Here is a 17,886-nt window from a genome sequence, read left to right on the forward strand (position 1 = left end):
GGGGCGCGCGCATGCCCGCGGCCGGGGCGGCGGACACGGCGCGGCCGGGGGTCACGGGGCCACCGCCTCCGTGGTCAGGGGCGGGGCCGCCGCCGCGGGGGAGCGGTGGTCGAAGGCGATCAGCGGGTCACCCGTCAAGGGGTGCTCCACCACCGCCGCCCGCACCCCGAACACCTCCGCCAGCAGCTTGGGCGTCAGCACCTCCCGCGGCGTCCCCGACGCCACGACCCGCCCCCGGTGCAGCACGTGCAGCCGGTCGCACACCGACGCCGCCGCGTTCAGGTCGTGCAGCGACACGAGCGTCGTGCGCCGCTGCTCCCGCAGCAGCGCCAGCAGCTCCACCTGGTGCAGGACGTCCAGGTGGTTCGTCGGCTCGTCCAGCACCAGGACGTCCGGGTCCTGCGCCAGCGCCCGCGCCAGCAGCACCCGCTGCCGCTCGCCCCCGGACAGCGCCGAGAACGACCGGCCCCGCGCCTCTCCCATCCCGACCCGCTCCAGCGCCCGCGCCACCACGGCCCGATCGGTCGCGTCCTCCCCGGAGAACGGCCCCTTGTACGGGGTGCGGCCCATCATGACGATGTCGCCGACCGTCAGCTCGAAGTCGCTGGTCCGCTCCTGCGGCAGCGCCGCCACGCACCGCGCCACCTGTACGGGGGTCAGGCCCCACACGTCGCGCCCGTCGACCAACACCCGGCCGGCCGCCGGCCGCAGGTGCCGGTACACGGTGCGCAGCACGCTCGACTTGCCGCTGCCGTTCGGCCCGACGAGCCCCGCGATCTCACCGTCCGCCGCGATCAGGTGGACACCCGACACGACGGCCCGGCCCGCGTAGGCGACGCTCAGCTCCTCGATGGCGATGTTCACGCGTTCCTCCCGAGGCGCCGGTCGAGCAGGTACAGCAGCGCGGGCGCGCCGATCAGGGACGTGACCACGCCGACCGGCAGCTCCTGCGTGTCCAGCGCCGTACGGCACACGATGTCGACGACGACGAGCAGCACCGCCCCGAACAGCGCCGACACGGGCAGGAGCCGCCGGTGGTCCGCGCCGACGAGGAGCCGGCAGGCGTGCGGCACCATCAGGCCGACGAAGGCGATCGCCCCGGACACCGCGACGAGCACCCCGGTCAGCACACTGGTGACCACGAACAGCTCGCGCCGCAGCCGCGCCGGGCTCACCCCGAGCCCCGCCGCCGTCTCGTCGCCCATCATCATCGTGTTCAGCGCCCGGGCCCGCGCCAGGAGCAGCAGCAGCGCCACCGGCACGGCCGCGGCCGGCACGGCGAGGGTCTCCCAGCTCGCCCCGCCGAGGCTGCCCATCAGCCAGAACAGCACGCCCTGCGTCTGCTGCTCGTCCCCGGCCTGGAGGACGAGGTAGCTGGTGAACCCGGTCAGGAACTGGCCGATGCCCACCCCCGCCAGGACCAGCCGCAGCGGCGAGAAACCGCCTCCGCGCCGCGCGATCAGCCACACGAGCGCGAACGTGGCCAGCGCCCCGGCGAACGCGGCGCCCGACGTGCCGAGCCCGAGCGCGCCGCCCGCGCCCAGGCCCAGCACCAGGGCGCCCACCGCGCCGAGCGACGCGCCGGAGGAGATGCCGAGCAGGTACGGGTCGGCGAGCGGGTTCCGGACGAGCGCCTGCACCGCCGTGCCGACGAGGCCGAGCCCCGCGCCGACGACGGCGGCCAGCAGGGCCCGGGGGAGGCGGAGCTGCCAGATGATCAGGTCCGACGTGCCCGGCCGGGGCGCCTCGCCGGACAGCCGCCGCAGCACCACCGACCACACCTCGCGCGGAGGCACGTCCGTCGACCCCCACGCCACGGCGAACGTGAGCGCGGCGAGCAGCGCCGCACCCAGCACGGTGGCGAGGACCCCGGCCCGCACGTGCCGGACCCCGGGCGCCCTGCCAGGCGTGTGGTCCGGCCCCGTGCGGGCGGGGGTGGTCTGCGCGTTCGCCTCCACTGTCGGCATTACCGTCCGGCCTTCACCTTGCTCGGGTACAGCGTCGAGGCGATCTTCTCCACCGTGTCGGCGTTGCGCACCCCGGCGATGGTCGTCGCCTCGGACCCGATCCGCAGGTACTTGCCCTCCTTGACGGCCTTGAGGCCGCGCGTCGCCGCGTTGCCCTCCAGCCAGGCGCGGGCCTCGTCGAACGCCTTCTCGGTGGCGGCGGCGCTGCCCCGGTCGCGGACGGCCAGCTGGATCCAGTCGGGATCGGCGGAGACCACGTCCTCCCAGCCGACCTGCTGGAACGTATCGTCACAGCCGGCGAAGACGTTCCGGGCGCCCGCCAGGGTGATGACCGCGTTCGCGACCTGCCGGTTGCAGACCGCGATGGGCTGCTTGGTACCGGCGTCGTAGTCGAAGAAGAAGTACGTCGGCCGGTCCTTCTCCGGCGTCGGGCCGAGGGCCTTCTGGACGGCCGCGACCTTCCGGTTCATCTCCGCGACGAGCTCCGCCGCCCTGTCGGACGTACCCGTCACGGCGCCGAGGGCCTCGATGTCCCCGGTGACCGCGGTGAGGTCGGTCACGGGGGCCTTCGCCGCGGCGGCGCACGCCGTCGACTTCAGGTACACGTGCGTGATGCCGGCCGCGCGGAACTCCTTCTCGGTCGGCTTGTCGCCCATGCCGTGCCCGCCGCGGTTCGCCGAGGCGAACGTGTCGATGTACAGGTCGGCGCCGGAGCCGAGCAGCTTCTCCTTCGGGATGACGGTCCGGCTCAGCACCGGGACCTTCTGCGCCTGCGCGTCCAGCTCCCCGGGGAGGGTGCCCTTGCCGGGCGGGAAGCCGGTGCCGACGACCCTGTCGCCCGCGCCGAGCCGCAGCAGCAGCTCCAGGGCGGCGGCGTTGCTGGTGACGATCGCGCGGGGCGCCGACTCGACCGTCGTGCGACCGCCCTCGCAGTCCGTCACCTGCACGGGGAAGCCGGCGGTGGCGCCCGCTCCCCCGGCCGCGCCGCCGGACGACGCGGAGCCACCGCCGTCCGAGCCGCAGCCGACCGCGGCGAACGCCAGGACGGCCGCGATCCCGCACCACACGCGAGGTTGCCTCACCACTGTTGACCCTTCCTTGCCGTTCGGGCCGGAGAACGACCCCGGACAAGTAGTCGGCGCGGCTTCCCGTGGAGTTCCCGGCGGGTTCGCCCGTCCGTGGAACCCCTTCCCGCACGGCCTCCTGCGGAAGGCGGCCGTTCGATTACAGTGCTGCGCCGGAGCCACGTCGTGGGGGAGGGGCCTCTCGGTGAGTACCACAGCGGCAGCCGTCTGGGGCCGGGCCGAACAGCAGGACTACCGCGCCCGCGTACGGGGTTGCCTGCTCGGCGGGGCCGTCGGCGACGCCCTCGGCGCCTGCGTGGCCCGCCTGCCCGTCGAGGCCGTCCGCGACGCCCACGGCGCCGACGGGCTCACCGACCTGGTGCCGGTCCACGGGCGGCGCGGCGCCGTCACGTACGCGACGCAGCTCAGCCTGTTCACCGTGGACGGCCTGATCCGCGCCCAGGTGCGCCGCGACACGGGCGTCTGGCACCCGCCGACCGACCTGCACCGCGCGTACCTGCGCTGGGCGGCGACCCAGCGGGACTGGGGGCCCGACGAGCGGCGCGAGGACAACGGCTGGCTCGCCTCCCAGGAGTGGCTGTACAGCCGCCGCGACCCGGCCCGCGCCTGCCTGACGGGCCTCGCCGACGACGTCCCGGGCACCCCGGCGGCGCCGAAGAACCCGGGGGCGCGGGACGCGGGCGCGCTCGTCCGGTCCGCGCCGTTCGGGCTGCTGGTCGGGTGGGAGCCGCACCTGGTGTGCCAGCTCGCCGTGGAGTGCGCGACGCAGACCCACGGCCACCCGGTCGCCTACCTGGCGGCCGGCGCGTACGCGGTGGTGGTGCACGGGGTGGCGCGCGGCCAGGACGTCGAGTCGGCGGTGCGGGCCGCGGTGGCGCAACTGGCGGCGCGGCCCGGCCACGAGCCGGTCACCGGCGCCCTGGAGCGGGCCGTGGCCGCCGTGCGCCAGGGGGTGCCGTCCCCGGACCGGATCGCGTCGCTGGGCGACACGGACGGGGAGTCGGCGGAGGACGCCCTGGCGATCGCCGTGTACTGCGCCCTGGTCGGCGAGGACGTGCGGCACGGGCTGCGGCTGGCCGTGAACCACGACGGCCCGTCGGAGGTGACGGGCGCGCTGACGGGTGCCCTGCTGGGGGCCCTGCACGGCGAGACTGCCCTGCCGCCGGCCTGGCTGGCCGAGTTGGAAGGGCGGTCCACACTGTTGGAGCTGGCCGACGACTTCGCGATGGAGATGACGCAGGGCCCGGCGCTGCACGGTCCGTCGACGGCCGCGCCGGGCTGGCTGGCCCGCTACCCGCGCGGTTGAACGGCGGGGGCGGGGGCGGTGTCGGGGGCCTCCGTGTTGATCTGTTCGAGCACGGCGTCCCGTTCGGGGGTGTCCTCCGGCTTGAGGTAGCCGATGAGGACGTAGAGGACGAGCGACGTGGCGACCGGCGACACGATCTGGATCTGCAACTCGATCCCGTCGAGACCGTAGTTGGTGAGCCAGAAGGCGAACAGCCCGGCGGCCCACGAGACGAGCGCGGCGGTCGGCCCGGACCGGCGGAAGGCGCGCAGCATGCCGAGCATGAACGGGATCGCGATCGGCCCCATCAGCCCGGCCACCCACTTGATGACGACGGTGATGATGTCCTTGAACGTGGGCGAGTTGACCTGGGTGGCGATGGCCATGGAGAGCGCCAGGAACGCGACGGTCGACCAGCGCGCCGCGATCAGCCCGGCCCGGTGCGTCCAGGAGCGGGCGGCCTTCGACAGGACGGGCATGATGTCGCGGGTGAAGACGGCGGCGATGGCGTTGGCGTCGGAGGAGCACATCGCCATCGTGTGGGAGAAGAACCCGACGATGACCAGACCCAGCAGGCCGTGCGGCAGGAGCTGCTCGGTCATCAGGGCGTACGAGTCGGAGGCGTCCGGCTTCTCCGGCGTCACCAGCAGCGGCGCGACCCACATGGGGAAGAACAGGACGAGCGGCCAGATCAGCCACAGCACGGACGACAGCCACGCGGACCGGGTGGCCGCGCGGGCGTTGGGCGTGGCCATGTAGCGCTGGGCCTGGTTCCACATGCCGCCGTTGTACTCGAAGGTCTTGATGAAGAGGTACGCGAGCAGGAACGTCAGCGTGTACGGGCCGGCGGTCGGCTCGGCGTGCCCCTGGAGCTCGGGCCGGTCCCACACGGTCCACAGGGCGCTGAACCCGCCGAGCTCGGCGAGGACCGCGACGAGCATGGCGATGCCGGCGAAGAACTGGATGATGAACTGGCCGAGTTCGGTGAGCGCGTCGGCCCACAGTCCGCCGACGGTGCAGTAGATGCCGGTGATGACGCCGGTGATGAGGATGCCCTGGTTGAGGGAGATCCCGGTGAAGACGGAGAGCAGGGTCGCGATGGCCGCCCACTTGGCGCCCACGTCGACGATCTTCAGCAGCACCCCGGACCAGGCGAGGGCCTGCTGGGTGCGCAGGTCGTAACGGTTCTTCAGGTACTCCAGGGGCGACGCCACGCCCAGCCGGGAGCGCAGCCGGTTGAGCCGGGGCGCGAACAGCTTCGCCCCGATGGCGATGCCGATGGCGATGGGGAAGGACCAGGTGACGTACGAGGTGATGCCGTAGGTGTACGCGATGCCGGCGTAGCCGGTGAACATGACGGCGCTGTAGCCCGACATGTGGTGGGAGATGCCGGACAGCCACCAGGGCATCCGCCCGCCCGCGGTGAAGAAGTCCCCGACGTCGTCGATTCGTTTGTGCGACCAGAGCCCGATCGCCACCATGACGCCGAAGTAGCCGATGAGCACGGCCCAGTCGAGACTGTTCATGTGTCCCCTCCGGGGGTCCGCCTTGTGAACACCACGCCACTTCGTCAGTGCGGCTTGAGTAAGCGGTTTCCCCCGTGCGGGAGCGGGGGATTCTCGGGGATTGAACCCTCCGTTCGAGGGACCGGTCAAGACCTTTCAGGGTCAAGGATGTGAACGCAGGTCACCAAGCAGAACGACTTTACTTGTTCTTGACCATCGGGGCCGTTGTCGTCGGTGCGCGCCCCGGCGGAGTATGACCGGGCGCTTCGTCAGGGCCTCCACGGCCGTGCGTACACGACGACGGCCGCGCGGGATGCGGGTCCCGTGCGGCCGAGAAGAGGAGGAGGGGAGAGGAAGAGGAGAAGCGGGGCAGGGCAGGGCGGAGGGGTGCGCGGAAGCGCCGGGGTCCGGAGCGGGGAGGCGGGACCCGGCGGTGCCACTCACGGGCCACCCTGCCGGGTACTCACCGGTATGTCGACCGTCCGTACGGAAAGGTCCGGAAAAGGAGCCGGTGGGGAACCGGCGAGGGGCGGGGCCGGCAACGGACCCGGGAGCGGCCCCGGAGCGGCTCGCGGGAGCGGGCCCGGCAGGGGCCCCGGCAGCCGTTCCGGCAGCGGGCCCGGACAGGGACGAGCCCCCTCGGCCGGGACGGCGGACCAGTCGAGAGGGCTCACGCGCAGTGCGGGGAAAGGGCGTCAGGCTCAGAAGGAGCCGGTGCTCACCTCGCGGACGAACGCGTTCCACGCGTCCGGCACGAAGGTGATCGACGGGCCCGCCGGGACCTTCGAGTCGCGGACCGCGATCGACGCGACGACGGGGGACTTGACCTCGACGCACGCGCCGTTCCCGCCGGAGTACGAGGACTTCGTCCAGGTGTCCGTGGCGCCCTGAATAATGGCCATGATCTAGCTCCGGTTCTGGCTGGTGGTGGCTGACTGGCAGCCACGCCAACCCTTCAGGCTGGCGTGATCGACGCTACCGGCCCGGCCTCCCGGCCCGGCACCGTCGTTCACTCGACCGGATGGCATGCCCCGGCATGGCCTTCCGCTGGTGGCCGACCACGCTGTACCGTGCCGGCTTCTCCAGCAGCGCATCCATCAATCCCGGACGAACCCGGGCAAGGCGGGCGGCTCGCTCTCCGCGTGGTCCTTCGCGATCCTCGCCATGAACCGCCGGCTCTGCTCCACCCCCAGCGCCTGGGCGCGCAGGTGCTCGTACATCACCGTGTACCGCTGCACGTCGTTCGGCTTCTCCAGGTACAGGTCGCTGGTCACGCCCTCGATGTAGACGACGGACGAGTCGGTCGCGTCGGGGAACTCCAGGATCGCGTAGTGCCCGCTGATCCCCGTGTGCGCGCCCATCTCGAACGGCAGCACCTGCACGGTGACGTGCGGCAGGTGCGACTGCTCGATCAGCGCCTCCAGTTGCGCCACCATCAGCTCGCGGCTGCCGACGACCCGGCGCAGCGCGCCCTCGTCGATCACCGCCCAGAGCCGCAGCGGCTTCTCCGCGTCGTTGATCCGGTCCTGGCGGCGCGTACGGACGTTCACCCGCTTCTCGATCTCCGAGGCGGGGACCTCCGGGAGCGCGCCGGTGATGACGGCCTGCGCGTACGACCGGGTCTGCAGCAGTCCGGGCACGACCTGCGGCTCGTACACGCGCAGCGACGCGGCGTCCGTCTCCAGACCGATGTACACGCTGTACGGGATGTCGCCGAAGGCGTGCCACCAACCTTGCTGTCGCGAATCCTTCGCCATCTGCATGAGCGAGTCGACGATCCGCCGGTCCTCGACCTCGTAGACCCCGCACAGGTCGCGCACGTCGCGCTGGCTGATCGAGCGGCGGCCGTTCTCGAGGCGGCTGATCTTCGACTGCGAGACCAGCAGGCGCTCCGCCACCTCCTCCGCCGTCATGCCCTTCTGCTCGCGCAACCGGCGGAGCTCCATGCCCAGTCTGCGTCGCCTGACGGTGGGATTGACATTGGACGCCACGGGAACTGCACCTCCGGCTGCCTGGCTGTTGCTGGCGTTGCTCTGTGTGTCTACTGCTCAGCAGACTGCCACCAAAGGACGTGCCGCGCTGGAGAATTGCCACACGGGTGAGCGACCGCGAACGCGCGGGGCGGCCGGTGGCCGCCCCGCTCGTCCGGTGTGACGCCCGACCCGGCCCGTGTGGGGGCCGGATCGGACGGAGGTGCCGTACGGGCGTGGCGCTCCCCCTACGGGTGGTGCTGCGGTGCTGCGTGGTGCTGCGGCGCGGTGCCGCCGCGGGCCCGCCGGGGCGCTCGAACGCGTCGAGGCTCAGTGGGCGGCGACCTGGGCCATGGAACCCGGCCCGGGCCGCGAGGGGGACCGCAACGGGGCGGCGGCGGCCTGGCGGCCGTTGTTGCCTCCCTGTGCGGCGGTACGGCGCGGCTGCGCGCCCACGCCGTTCTGGACGTCCATCACGGCGTGCGCCACGAGACCGCCCATGGGGTCGTGCCGGATCAGATCCCGGAGCCGGGAGCGCGACGAGCGCCCCTCGTTCCCGGGGTACAGGTGCTTGCCGAGACCCACCGCGTGCGCGAGCGCGGCCAGTGCGGCGGTCCGCGGGTCCGGCGGCACACCGGTGCGGATCGCGCTGTCCAGCCGGGCCCTGATCTCCCGGCTGATGGCCGTGTCCGTCGCCTGGTAGCGGGTCGTCGGCAGTACCCCGCACATCTGGCTCTCCACGGCATGGACCATGCCGCAGCGCTCCAGGTGCGAGAGGTACGTCTGACGCAGCCCCAGCCGGGGCCCGCCTATCCAGTGGACGGCCCGAACCGGACTGCCGCGCCTGCGCAGCAGTTCCAGTGCGGAGTCCAGCGTCGGATCTCCTGTCGGCCGTGGCATCACCACGGCGATACGATCCCCGTCAGGGGCTATCCGTCCTGCCAGAGCCAGCTCCACTAGCTGTGCTCCGGCGAGACCGAGGTCGAGCGACTGCGGCTGCGCTGTGGTACCCGTGGCCGGGTCCAGAGCGAGCAGCAGAAGCTCCTCCGGAAGTGTTCTGCGGCTCCTGCCCATCCATGCCTCCCCGCGTGGATGAATGACAGGGTGACCCCTCTCACATTCATCTGTCGAGAGCACCCGGGTGCTTCGTACGGGAACCGGTAGGTATGTCGTTCTCGTCTTGCACGGGAGTCAAGCGCTCACACAGGACACTGGTACATGGTTCGGACAACGCGTTGGTTGAGGAGGCACGGTGGCGGGCGAGTCCCCCGACAAGTCGGAGCAGCGTAGGTCTCCGGGGGAGAGGGCGGCCGGCGGCCGCGATCCGCGGCTCGCCGTCGGCGACGCGACCCCGGCCGGAGTGGACCAGCCGACGGCGGTCTTCAAGGCCCCGAAGCCGACCGCGGAGACGACGGAGCCGCGCCCCGCGAAGCCGTCGCTGATCGCCCAGCGCCAAGAGGCCGTGACGGCCGAGCCGGTGGAGACCTCGGAGGAATCGGACCCCGAGCCCGCCACCCCGGCCGACGGGCCCTCCACCTCCGACGAGCCTGACGGGCCCTCCTCCGCAGATGAGGCCGGTGCTTCCGATGGCGCCGGTGCTTCCGGCGTGACCGACGCGTCGTCCGGCGAGGACGGGGCGTCCGGGCCGTCCGGCGTGACGGCGGTCCCCGGGCCGTCCCGCGCCTCGGGCGACTCCGATGACGACTCCGACAACGACTCCGACGGCTCCGGTGCCGGTGAGACGCCCGACGAAGACGAAGTCGAGGGCGAGGGCGAAACGGACCCGGCGGCCGAGGGCGGGCGGGACGACGCGGCCTCCCCGGTCTCCGGGGCGCGCGGCGACGCGGGGGCACCCGAGGCGGCCGGCGCGGACGCGGCCGGGAAGCTCCGTACCGCGAGCGGCACCACGGCCGGCTCCCGGGCGGCGAAGGCGTCCGGGGCGGGGACCTCCGATGTGTCGGAGCCGACCCGCGACTCCGGGACGGACGCGGCCGAGGAGCCCGAGTCCGGGACGAAGCCTGGGTCCAGGGCGGAGACCGAGTCCGGGGCGAAGTCTGAGTCCAAGACGGAGGCCGAGTCCGGAGCCGGGGCGAAGCCCGAGGCGGGGGCCGAGGCCGGATCCGGGGCGAAGCCCGAGGCCGGATCCGGGGCCGGGCCCGTGGACCAGCCCACCGCCGTGTTCAAGGCGCCCGGGAAGCGCGACGGCGCCGCTCCCGCCGTGGACCAGCCCACCACCGCGCTCAAGGCGCTCCCGTCCGGGGCCGAGGGGAAGCCGGTCGACGGGAAGCCCGCGCCCAAGTGGGCGGCGGGCGCGGACGGTGACGGCGAGCGGCCCGGCACGTTCGTTCCGCTGCGCTCCGACGACGTACGTCCCGCCGCGGCCGCGACCCGCACCGCGAAGACCGGCGGGACCGCCTCCGCGCGCGCCACCGCGACCGCGGCGGCCACCGCCGCGGCGGCCGGCACCGGCTCCCGCACCGCGTCCGCCGAGGCGGCCGACACCGCCCTCGACGACGCCGAGATGACCGCGGCCGTCACCCCGCCGTCCCTCACCGAGGCGGAGCGGACCAAGCAGCAGCCCATGCCGCCGCGTCCGCCGCTCGACCTGCTGGCGGAGCTGACGAACACGCCGCCCCCACCGGACACCCCGGTCCGCACGCTGGTCCGCCGCGTCAAGATCTGGACGCCTCTGGTCGTCCTCCTGCTGATCGTCTTTGCGACCGTGCAGTTGCTCCGCCCGCTGCCCGACCCGTCGCTGACGCTCTCCGCCGACGCGACGTACACCTTCGAGGGCGGCCGGCTGAAGATGCCGTGGCCCACCGAGGGCCAGGGCGCCGTCGAGGTCGAGGGCGTCGGAGTGGTCGGCACGTACGGGCCGCAGACCCCCGCGCCGACCGCGAGCGTCGCCAAGGTGATGACGGCGTACGTGATACTCCGCGACCACCCGATCAAGGACAAGGACTCCGGTCCGAAGATCGAGATCGACCAGAAGACGGAGGACCAGGCGAGCAACCCCGACTGGTCCACCGCGCCGGTCGAGAAGGGCCAGCGGTACACGCAGGGCGAGCTGCTCCAACTGCTGATGGTCCGCTCCGCGAACAACGTCGCCCACCTGCTGGCGCGTTGGGACGCGGGCTCGGAGGAGGCGTTCATCAAGAAGATGAACGCCACCGCCGAGGACCTCGGCATGACCGGCACGGTCTACACGGACGCGAGCGGCTTCGACAAGGGCACCGTCTCCACGCCCAAGGACCAGCTGAAGCTGGCGAAGGCGGCGATGAGGTCCGACGTGTTCCGCGAGATCGTCGACATGCCGAACCTGAACCTGCCGCAGATCGGGCGGCAGTTGGAGAACGGCAACACGATCCTGCTCAAGGACGGCGTCAACGGCATCAAGACCGGCACGTCCACCCCGGCGGGCGGCAACCTCCTGTGGTCCGCGAACACGGTGGTCGACGGGGAGGTGCGGCGCGTCATCGGCGTCGTGATGAACGTCAAGTCCGGCGTGACGCTCTCCGAGAGGACGAAGCTCGCCGTCGAGACGTACAGCTACGGCCTCATCAAGGCCGCGCAGGACGGTGTCGTCTCGGCGACGGCCGTGAAGAAGGGCGACGTCGTCGGATACGTCGACGACGGCCTCGGCGGCCGTACCCCGGTCGTCGCGACGAAGGACCTGAAGCCGGTCGGCTGGGCGGGTCTGGAGGTCGAGCTGAAGCTCACCGAGGGCAAGGACGGCAAGGGCGGAGTGCCGGGCGCGGCGGCCGAGGGCACGGTCGTCGGCGAGCTGGCGGTCGGCTCCGGCGAGGGCCGGGTCGGCGTTCCCGTCGCGCTCCAGCGGGACCTGGAGGAGCCGGGCTTCGGCGCGAAGCTGACGCGCATCGGCTGACGCACACCACGCGGCGCCGGGGCGCCCCGGACACCGGGGCGCCCTCGCCCGTACCGGACAGGGAGCCGACGAGTGACGACCACGCAACCGCCCGCCCCGCGCGGGTGGCGCCGCCGCGCCGGACGCCGGTCAGCGCTCCGCGCCGGGCTCCCGACGCCCGGGCCGACGGGATCGGCCGGGCGGGCCGGGCCGGTTGGGTTGACGGGGCCGGCCGGGTCGTCGGGATCGGCCGGGTCGACGGGATCGGCCGGGCGGATCCGGTGGGTCGGGCCGGTCGGTGTCGTCGTCACGGCGGCGGTCCTCGCGGCGGTCCTGCACGCCGGCTGGTTCCTGTTCGTCGCGAACAGCGGCGGTGACCTGGCGGCGCAGGACGCGTGGGCCGACTTCGCGGACCGGCACCCCGGTTCGGCGTACAACCTCTCCTGGTACGGCGGGATGCACACCGTCTCGTACAGCGCGCTCTCACCGTACGTGATGGCGCTGTTCGGCGTGCGGGCGACGATGATGGCCGCCGGGACGGCCTCCGCGGCGCTCACCGCGCTGGTCCTGGTGCGGACGCGGGCCGTCCGCAACCCGCTCGCCTGCTCGCTGGCCGCGGTCTTCGCGCTGCTGTGCAACGCCCTGTCGGGGCGGGTGACGTTCGGGCTGGGCCTGGCGTTCGCGCTGGGCGCGGTGGCCGTCGTCTTCTGCGGCCGGTGGCCCCGGCCGCGCGGCCCGCGCCCGAACCGCGCGGTACGCGGCGCCACCGCGGCGCTCCTGGCGGGGACGGCGACGGCGGCCAGCCCGGTCGCGGGACTGTTCCTGGGGGTCGTCGCGGCGGCGCTGTTCCTCGGCGGGCGGCGCCCCGCCGCGTACGCGCTGGGCGTGCCGCCGGTCCTGGTGGTCGCCGCGTCGGCCCTGCTGTTCCCCTTCTCGGGGACGCAGCCGATGGCGTTCGGGACGGTGCTGCTGCCGCTGGCGTTCGGCGTGCTGTGCCTGCTGGCGGCGGACCGGTCGTGGCGAACGGTCCGTACGGCGTCCGCCGTGTACGCGGTCGGCGCGCTCCTCACCTGGCTGGTCGACTCGCAGATCGGCTCGAACGTGACGCGGCTGCCGATGCTGTTCGCGGGCGTGGTGCTGCTGGCCGCCGTGCCGTACGCGGCGTCGCGGCAGGTCCGGTACGGGCTGCTCGCCGCGCTGGTGGTGTTCCACGGGTGGGTCGGCTTCAAGAGCGTCGACGACGTGCTGGTGACCACGCCCCACGCGTCCTGGGCGGAGCACGCGGCGCGGCCCCTGCTCGACGAGCTGGAGCGACGGGGCGCCGAACGGGCCCGCGTGGAGGTCGTCCCGGCCCGCAGCCACCGCGAGTCCAGCGCGCTCGCCCCGTACGTCACGCTGGCGCGCGGCTGGAACCGCCAGGCCGACCTGGAACGCAACCCGGTCTTCTACGACGGCTCCCTGACCGCCGCGAACTACCGCGCCTGGCTGGACCGCTGGGCCGTTCGGTACGTCGTCCTGCCGACCGGCACGCCCGACACGGGCGCCCGCGAGGAGACCGCCCTGATCGAGGGCGGCCTGCCGTACCTGGACCTGGTGTGGTCCGACGCGCACTGGCGCCTCTTCTCCGTCCGTGACGCGACGCCTCTGGCGGGCCCGGCGGCGACGGTCGACCGGGCGGCGGCGGACCGCGTGACGCTCCGCGTGGACAAGCCGGGCACGGTCCTCGTCAGGATCCCGCACTCGCCCTGGCTGTCGTTGGTGGACGAGGAGGGCGACCGCCTGGCACCGCCGGGGGACGCCGGGCGCGCGCCCTGCCTCCGCAAGTCCGCACGTACGGCGGACGGCGACGAGTGGACGGAACTCCAGGTCCCCTCGGCGGGGACCTACCACCTGGCCTCGCCGTACACCCTCTTCCCGCGGGGCACTCCCTGCCCCGCGGCACCCGACTGAGGGCCCTTGGCACGTTTGTTGCCAGACAGAGGGGCCGCAGGGTTGACCGTGGTGCGAAGCCAAGCCTTGAGTGCCATGCGCCTTCGCGAAGCGACCGTATGCGGGCGTGGTGGTGTGGATCTCCAGTGATTCTCCGGCGGGAGGGGCAGTTCCGGAGTCGGGGCCGGGGCCGGGGCCCGGAGTCGGGGGCGGGGCCCGGGGCGGCGCGGGTGGCCGCGAAGGGCCAGAGCTTGTGTCAGGAGCGGCGGCTCGCTGTGGCGGGGAGGCGGGAACCGTGTCCGTTCGGCGGTTGGTCCGGACGTAGCCGCCCGTTCACCGGGCGTCGTGGAAGATCACACCCAGCACGTGCCGCTGTCCGCTGTGCACGGCGCTCACCCCGTGCCGCAGGGTCACCCGGCTCCAGCCGCGCACCGAACGGACCGGGCGGTTGCTGACCGCGAAGATCATGCCCTGGCCTTGCCGGGGCCGTTTGACTATGGGGCGTGACTGGGCGCGCGGCCGCTGTTCCACGAACACGCTCTCACCGCCGGTGAAGTCCTCGTCCGGTTGGTCCAGCATCACCGCTACCTGCAGGGGGAACGTCAGCTCCCCGTACACGTCCTGGTGCAGGCAGTTGTAGCCGCCCGGCTCGTACCGGAGCAGCAGGGGGGTCGGGCGGTGTTGGCCGGCGGCGGCGCAGGCCGCGACGAGGTCTTCGTGGTCGTGGGGGAACCCGGGCTCTCCCAGTCGCTCCGCCCACGTGTTGGCGATGTGCGCGAGCGGCGGGTAGAGCCGCTGCCTCAACGTCTGCACGAGGTCCGGCAGGGGGTGGGCGAAGTAGCGGTACCGTCCCTCGCCGAAGCGGTGCCGCGCCATCGTCACCGTACTGCGGAACAGCTCGGGTTCGTCGAACAGCTCCCGGAGCCGCGCGCACTGGTCCCGTGACAGCAGCGGCGGGGTCAGGGCCACTCCTTCCTCGTCCAGCTCGGCGGTGAGCGCGGACCAGTCGAGGCTCTGGAGGGCGAGGAGTCCGCCGTCGGTGCCCCGGCGGGCGGCGTCGACGGGGGGTGTGGCCGGGGACACGGGCGGAGTCACGGGTGGGGGCGGGGCCGCGCGGGTCAGGCCGGGCAGGTGCGGTGTTTCGTAGGCGCTCACGTGCTCCACTCTCCGGGTCGGAAGGAGGTGGCGGGCTCCGGCGGCGGGGAAGTCCGCCGGCGCCCGCCGGTCACAGGGGCAGACGGTCCGCCGGGCGGGCCGCCGCTTCGAGGTCGAGGAGGTACCGCTTGGCTGCCAGGCCGCCCGCGTATCCGTTGAGGCCGCCCGTGGAGCTGACGATCCGGTGGCATGGGAGCACCACGCACAGCGGGTTGGCGCCCAGCGCCGTCCCGACCGCCCGGGCGGCCCGCGGCCGGTCGAGGGCCTCGGCGAGCCGCGCGTACGTCGCGGTCCGCCCGTACGGCACGAACTCCCCGAGTATCGATACGGCCCGGCGGCTGAACGGCGTCGCGAGCCGCAGGTCCATCGGCATGGTGAAGTCGCGGCGCCCGCCGCTCAGGTAGGCGTCGAGTTGCGTCCGTGCCTCGTCCAGCACCCGTCGCTGCGCCGCTGTGGCCTCCCCTTCCTCCGTCGTGGGCAACCCGGATCTCCTCGCGCGTTCCACGGCCGCCTCGGGCGGGTCGAAGCAACACAGCACGAGCGCCTCGCCCGTGGCCGCCAGCACGAGCGGCCCGAGGGGCGTGGCGTGCACCGCCACGGCGGCGGTGACGGTGGCGGTAGCGGCGGTAGCGGTGGCGGGGTAGCTGGTGGTTCGCATGGGGAACTCCGTGGTGTTCGTCGTTTCCGCCGGACCCGTGTCACGCGGTGACGGGCCGGCAGCTCTTGCACGCGCGGTACCCGGCCCGGCCGGCCTCGTGCGCCGTACGGAACGGGACCTGGTGGCGCGGGACGATGCGGCGGGCGTGCGCACAGGTCGGATGGCAGTAGATGCGCGTGGTGTCGCTGCCGAGGAACACCACCCCGCCGCGGCGGAGCTCCGCGACCCTCTCCAGGTCGATCCCCTCCGCGGCGCGCAGCGCGTCCCCCGCACCGGGGACGAGGTCGGCGTCGCAGGGGGCGCCGCTGTCGTGCGTCACACGGTGGGAGGGGACCAGCACGGGCACCGGGTTCCTCGCCAGGGCACCGACCACCGTGGTTGTCGGGACCCGGGCTTCCCGCGCGATCCAGCCCACGGGTCTCAACTGCCCTGCCGGAATGGTCCGTACGGCTTCCAGTACCGCCCGCTCGGCCGCGGTGAGGCCGGACAGGTCGACGGGCAGCCTCCCCGCCCGCCCGGTCCGTAGAGCGGGGACGACTCCCGGGAACGGCTTGGCCGACCGTATGGCCGAGCGGTGCGTACGCACGCGGTGCAGCTCCTCGAAGGCCGTCGCCGTGAGCCCCGCCGAGGCGAGCGCGGCACCCGTCACGGCGTGCGGCCCCGCGGCCACGAACAGGCCGCCGGCGGGCGTTTCGAGGTGGACGTACGTGTCGTACTGCTCGCGCTGGATGCCGACGCGCCGCAGCACGCGCAGGGCGAAGTCATCCGGAGGGTCTGCGGCGAGTCCGATCAGGTCGCCCGCTGCCCGTTCGAGACGGGTCAGCGCCTCGTGGTCACTCTGTTTCACGTCGTCACCTCCTCCCACACGGGTACCTCCGGATCCAGTAGCTGTCGGAGACTTCTCAACCCTCTGGACACCTGTGCCTTGGCCGTCCCGACCGCGCACCCCTGCACCTCTGCCACTTCCGCGTAGCTCATCCCCATCACATGGCGGAGCACGACCGCTATCCGGTGGTGTTCGGGCAACTCCAGCAGTGCGGTAACCAGACGCTGCCGGTCGTCGGCCAGCGCAGCGCGCTCCTCCGGCCCGGGCCTGTGGTCGGCCCAGGAACCGGCGGCGTCCTCCACGGACACCCCCGCCAGGGCAGGGCGTCGCGTGCAGGTGCGCACGTGGTTGCGCCACACGTTCGTGGCGATGGTCAACAACCAGGCACGGGGCTTCAGCTCCCTCCGTCGCTCGGGGTCGTACCCCTGTAATGCCGTGTAGGCGCGCAGGAACACGTCCTGCCCCAGATCGTCGGCCTCGGTCGCGGAGCCGGAGACCCGGAGCAGGAACGTGTACACCGCTCTCCCGTGCACCCGGACCAGCTCGGTGAACCCACCGTCCAGGTCCGCGGCCAGGAGGTCGGTCAACTGTTGCTCGGCCTTTTCGTCCATCACTGAAGAGAACACCGCCCCGGACGGAAGGGTTGCAGGAACGCCGGGCCGGCGGCATCGGCCCGGGCCGGGGCGGTCAGCGCCCTGGGCCGGGACCTCCACGGCCTCCCGGTCCGGGGCCCTCGGCCGGCGACCACCGCCCCGCGCGTCCCGGGCGGTTCCGCGCCGCGCGGCCCACGGCCCGCGGACCGGCCGCCAGGACCCCGGTGGGCGCGGCGGGCCGGGTTCGGGGCCGGTGATGACCGCCGGGCTCAGGCGCCGCCATCCCCGTCGAGGTAGTCGGTGTGCCCGTCGTCGTCGACCTCGAACGGCCCGGGCGGGATGACGCAGAACTCGTTCCCCTCCGGGTCGGCCATGACCAGGAAGCCGCCGGTCGCGTACCGGTCGAGCCGCCGGCCCCCCAGCGCCTCGATCCGCGCCTGCGCGGAGGCCGGGTCCGGCGAGGAGAGGTCGAGGTGGACGCGGTTCTTGCCGGCCTTCGGCCCGGAGACCCTCTGGAAGCCCACCCCCGGCCCCGTGCCCCGCGCGAGCCAGACGTAGGGCCCCGTCCTGCCCGCGACCGGCCTCCCCAGGAGCTCGGCCCAGAACGACGCCAGCCGCTCCGGGTCGACGCAGTCGATGATGACGTCCTTGATCTCCAGCCGAGCACTCGCCATGCCCGGATCCTCGCAGCTCACGGGCTCGGACGGTAGCGGTCCGCCCAACCGCCGCGCCTCGTGCGGGGAGCGGCGCGAGGCGCGGCGGCCGTGGCCGTCCCTCCGGAGACCGGGCGCCTGCCGTTCGAGGCCGACCGGAACCGCCACCGCGCCGGGCCGTTGCGCCGGGCCGCCGTGCCCGGCCGTTGTACCGACGCGCCGGGCCGCCGCTGCGGGACGAACCGGCTCCCGGGCCGTTTCCGGTATGACGGGTCCTCCGGGGCGGTGCGCGGGAAGGCGGTGGGGCACCGGCGGGCGGGTTCGAGCAGTTTCCCGCCTCTCCGGACGGCCTCCCCGGACGAGCCGTGCGGCACAGGCGGGGGAGGAGCCGCGCG

15 protein-coding genes are annotated in these 17,886 nt (G+C 73.5%); 3 read left to right on the plus strand and 12 right to left on the minus strand.

The window, feature by feature from the left end:
* Positions 1-51 precede the first annotated feature (51 nt).
* The 3 genes from RND61_RS25050 to RND61_RS25060 are packed head-to-tail and all read right to left on the minus strand — an operon-like array spanning position 52 to position 3,049.
* Positions 52-864, minus strand: a complete 813-nt coding sequence (locus RND61_RS25050; RefSeq protein ID WP_315880349.1) for an ABC transporter ATP-binding protein — start codon at positions 862-864, stop codon at positions 52-54.
* Positions 861-1,967, minus strand: a complete 1,107-nt coding sequence (locus RND61_RS25055; RefSeq protein WP_315880350.1) for a FecCD family ABC transporter permease — start codon at positions 1,965-1,967, stop codon at positions 861-863. Before RND61_RS25055 ends, RND61_RS25050 begins: the two co-directional genes overlap by 4 nt.
* Positions 1,967-3,049: an ABC transporter substrate-binding protein gene (locus tag RND61_RS25060; RefSeq protein WP_315880351.1), complete on the minus strand. Its 1,083-nt coding sequence runs from the start codon at positions 3,047-3,049 to the stop codon at positions 1,967-1,969. The genes RND61_RS25055 and RND61_RS25060 overlap by 1 nt, the downstream gene beginning before the upstream one ends.
* A gap of 187 nt (positions 3,050-3,236) precedes the next feature.
* Here RND61_RS25060 and RND61_RS25065 point away from each other — a divergent pair, with 187 nt between their 5' ends.
* Positions 3,237-4,358, plus strand: coding sequence for an ADP-ribosylglycohydrolase family protein (locus tag RND61_RS25065; protein WP_315880352.1), 1,122 nt, complete (start codon positions 3,237-3,239; stop codon positions 4,356-4,358).
* On the opposite strand, the gene RND61_RS25070 is transcribed toward RND61_RS25065, so the two are convergent.
* From RND61_RS25070 to RND61_RS25085, 4 genes are all read right to left on the minus strand, one after another.
* Positions 4,343-5,863: a sodium:solute symporter family protein gene (locus RND61_RS25070; protein ID WP_315880353.1), complete on the minus strand. Its 1,521-nt coding sequence runs from the start codon at positions 5,861-5,863 to the stop codon at positions 4,343-4,345. The genes RND61_RS25065 and RND61_RS25070 overlap by 16 nt on opposite strands.
* Positions 5,864-6,543: 680 nt before the next feature.
* Positions 6,544-6,744, minus strand: coding sequence for a DUF397 domain-containing protein (locus RND61_RS25075; protein WP_315880354.1), 201 nt, complete (start codon positions 6,742-6,744; stop codon positions 6,544-6,546).
* A 195-nt stretch (positions 6,745-6,939) separates the two neighbouring features.
* The gene (locus tag RND61_RS25080; RefSeq protein ID WP_315880355.1) at positions 6,940-7,833 is read right to left on the minus strand and encodes a helix-turn-helix domain-containing protein; all 894 of its coding nucleotides are present in this window, start codon (positions 7,831-7,833) and stop codon (positions 6,940-6,942) included.
* Positions 7,834-8,142: 309 nt separating this feature from the next.
* On the minus strand, positions 8,143-8,886 hold the full coding sequence (locus RND61_RS25085) for a GOLPH3/VPS74 family protein (protein ID WP_315880356.1): 744 nt from the start codon (positions 8,884-8,886) through the stop codon (positions 8,143-8,145).
* 178 nt (positions 8,887-9,064) lie between these two features.
* Here RND61_RS25085 and RND61_RS25090 point away from each other — a divergent pair, with 178 nt between their 5' ends.
* Both RND61_RS25090 and RND61_RS25095 read left to right on the plus strand, forming a co-directional pair.
* Positions 9,065-11,698 (plus strand): D-alanyl-D-alanine carboxypeptidase, encoded by a 2,634-nt coding sequence (locus RND61_RS25090; protein ID WP_315880357.1) that lies wholly within the window; start codon positions 9,065-9,067, stop codon positions 11,696-11,698.
* Between the two features lie 198 nt (positions 11,699-11,896).
* Positions 11,897-13,627, plus strand: coding sequence for an MFS transporter (locus tag RND61_RS25095; RefSeq protein WP_391654091.1), 1,731 nt, complete (start codon positions 11,897-11,899; stop codon positions 13,625-13,627).
* 312 nt (positions 13,628-13,939) lie between these two features.
* Here the strand turns inward: RND61_RS25095 and RND61_RS25100 are convergent, their stop codons facing one another.
* The 5 genes from RND61_RS25100 to RND61_RS25120 form a co-directional block, all read right to left on the minus strand.
* Positions 13,940-14,761: a 2OG-Fe(II) oxygenase gene (locus RND61_RS25100; RefSeq protein WP_315880358.1), complete on the minus strand. Its 822-nt coding sequence runs from the start codon at positions 14,759-14,761 to the stop codon at positions 13,940-13,942.
* Positions 14,762-14,831: 70 nt separating this feature from the next.
* Entirely contained in the window at positions 14,832-15,419 is a 588-nt protein-coding gene (locus RND61_RS25105) for a methylated-DNA--[protein]-cysteine S-methyltransferase (RefSeq protein ID WP_315880359.1), read from the minus strand.
* 40 nt (positions 15,420-15,459) lie between these two features.
* The gene (locus RND61_RS25110; RefSeq protein WP_315880360.1) at positions 15,460-16,266 is read right to left on the minus strand and encodes an Ada metal-binding domain-containing protein; all 807 of its coding nucleotides are present in this window, start codon (positions 16,264-16,266) and stop codon (positions 15,460-15,462) included.
* The gene (locus RND61_RS25115; protein ID WP_315880361.1) at positions 16,263-16,856 is read right to left on the minus strand and encodes an RNA polymerase sigma factor; all 594 of its coding nucleotides are present in this window, start codon (positions 16,854-16,856) and stop codon (positions 16,263-16,265) included. The genes RND61_RS25110 and RND61_RS25115 overlap by 4 nt, the downstream gene beginning before the upstream one ends.
* Positions 16,857-17,107: 251 nt before the next feature.
* Entirely contained in the window at positions 17,108-17,512 is a 405-nt protein-coding gene (locus RND61_RS25120) for a VOC family protein (protein ID WP_315880362.1), read from the minus strand.
* Between the last annotated feature and the right edge of the window lie 374 nt (positions 17,513-17,886).

Source organism: Streptomyces tamarix (assembly GCF_032423885.1).
Lineage (GTDB): Bacteria > Actinomycetota > Actinomycetes > Streptomycetales > Streptomycetaceae > Streptomyces > Streptomyces tamarix.